This is a genomic window from Enterobacter sp. 01-M-03-SI-ECC (assembly GCF_047530215.1).
Taxonomy (GTDB): Bacteria; Pseudomonadota; Gammaproteobacteria; order Enterobacterales; family Enterobacteriaceae; genus Enterobacter; species Enterobacter chengduensis.
This window is the reverse complement of record NZ_JBLKDA010000075.1, coordinates 1-1,495: the sequence shown is the minus strand read 5'-3', so window position 1 is coordinate 1,495 and position 1,495 is coordinate 1. Positions and strand designations below refer to the sequence as shown.

At 56.3% G+C, this 1,495-nt stretch carries 4 protein-coding genes; all 4 read right to left on the bottom strand.

Annotated features, from left to right (window positions below; translation table 11 throughout):
* Positions 1-10 precede the first annotated feature (10 nt).
* The 4 genes from ACMWKK_RS25965 to ACMWKK_RS25950 all read right to left on the bottom strand — a co-directional run bounded on the left by ACMWKK_RS25965 (position 11) and on the right by ACMWKK_RS25950 (position 1,419).
* On the bottom strand, positions 11-211 hold the full coding sequence (locus ACMWKK_RS25965) for a hypothetical protein (RefSeq protein WP_031494497.1): 201 nt from the start codon (positions 209-211) through the stop codon (positions 11-13).
* Positions 212-298: 87 nt separating this feature from the next.
* A complete protein-coding gene (locus ACMWKK_RS25960; RefSeq protein ID WP_052683034.1) occupies positions 299-760 on the bottom strand; it encodes a hypothetical protein in 462 nt (153 codons plus the stop codon).
* 77 nt (positions 761-837) lie between these two features.
* Positions 838-996, bottom strand: coding sequence for a hypothetical protein (locus tag ACMWKK_RS25955; RefSeq protein WP_226876293.1), 159 nt, complete (start codon positions 994-996; stop codon positions 838-840).
* Positions 997-1,104: 108 nt separating this feature from the next.
* Positions 1,105-1,419 (bottom strand): hypothetical protein, encoded by a 315-nt coding sequence (locus ACMWKK_RS25950; RefSeq protein WP_023338051.1) that lies wholly within the window; start codon positions 1,417-1,419, stop codon positions 1,105-1,107.
* Positions 1,420-1,495 lie beyond the last annotated feature (76 nt).

Sequence of the window (1,495 nt, the reverse complement as noted above, 5' to 3'; positions counted from 1 at the left end):
CCGTCTCCTGTTATGCCAGTCCAAGCGCCGGGTAGACGCTGACAGCCAGACCACAGTCAGCATCGGCGGCGTAGCCCGTTTCGGCATTTACCACGGACAGGAACGGCTGCCACTGTGAGAAGCGCAGCGCGGGTACGCGTGCGCGTTTTCCGGCGCGGAGGGCATTTACAAATGCCTTCGCCTGTGCGACAGTTTGCGGGTCAAATTTCACGATCAATCTCCTTACTTTGGTTGTGATTGCCGGTTCACCGTTGCTGCGGCTACCCGGCGTTGAGAAAGCAGGGGCAACCCTGCTTTTTTAATGCGCGGAATTCAGCGGCGCATCGAGACAGAAACGGGCGATCACGTCGCCAATCAGCTCCCGGTGATGGCGGGTGTGCAGGTCATGGCACTCAAAGAAACGCGCGCCATACCGGACAAAAATCGCGGTCACATCCCCGCCCGTAAATTCCATCGACTTGAACGACTCCCCGCCATACCCCCTGCACCAGTCCACTGGCGGCAACGTTTCCAGCTGGTCGATATACCGGGCCTCGGTGATTTCCGCCCAGGGACGGCGATAGCCGTCATTCAGCTTTTCCTGTACCAGAGTCGCGGAGATCAGCTCCGCATCCGGATAGAGACGGCGAAGGGATTCCAGCGTTTTCGCTTCACGCTGAGTCACCCACTGCCCGTCCAGCTGTGTTGCGCGGTCATAAACGGCGTTATGCGACGGAACGAAAAAGGCCATTGGTGCAGCGGTCGGAGGATTAACGTTCATCTTTCAGGCTCCTGTTTGCTTTAGTTCCGAGCGGTAACTGCTATACAGCACCGCATCGGGTCGAAGGTAAATCCGGGTTACTGAACGCCCAGACGGCGGAACATATCGGCGATAATGTTTCTGCGGGTATAAGAAGCACCTGCAGCTTTCAGATCCTCCAGAACGTTCCATGCATAGCTCGCCTCATTGCCATAAATCGCAATGAGAGAGGCTGTTTTAGGCTCCGGGCCTGACATATGCCCATTTCCGGAACAGGCCTTTGTGGTCGGGGTGTTAACGCTCATGTTTCTGGCTCCTGTCTGATGAGGTTCCGTGCGGCGGGTGCCGCACGGGGTGAACCGGATTTAAATGTCGATACCTGCGCGCTCGATCAGGCGCACAAACTGTTTGAAGTGGTCAGCTTCAGCCACATGGATATGGCGGAACTGTTTATCGACGCCGCTGCTGAGGGCGTAGAAATAGGTGCAGCGCATTGTTTCGGGGCAACGTCGGCGCAGTTTCTTCAGCTCAGCAAGGCTGCTGAACTCCAGAACGTCCGATTCCTCCTCAGAGTTTTTTTTCGTCTCAGCGACGAGGATCGTGTACGACACGGTTTTTCCCCCCATCTTCCTGGAAGATTCTTGAGCGGCGGTTTTGACGTTGACGTTTCGTGTGTGCATCCTGGTTTTCTCCTGTGGTGATGGTTGTCCATCTCCCTGGTGAGTTCTCTCGCGGCAAAGGGCAAAGGAGCAACGG

Excerpts from the sequence above, each read along its gene's own strand:
- ACMWKK_RS25960 (WP_052683034.1), bottom strand. The coding sequence starts at position 760 with ATGAACGTTAATCCTCCGACCGCTGCACCAATGGCCTTTTTCGTTCCG.
- ACMWKK_RS25955 (WP_226876293.1), bottom strand. The coding sequence starts at position 996 with ATGTCAGGCCCGGAGCCTAAAACAGCCTCTCTCATTGCGATTTATGGC.
- ACMWKK_RS25950 (WP_023338051.1), bottom strand. The coding sequence starts at position 1,419 with ATGCACACACGAAACGTCAACGTCAAAACCGCCGCTCAAGAATCTTCC.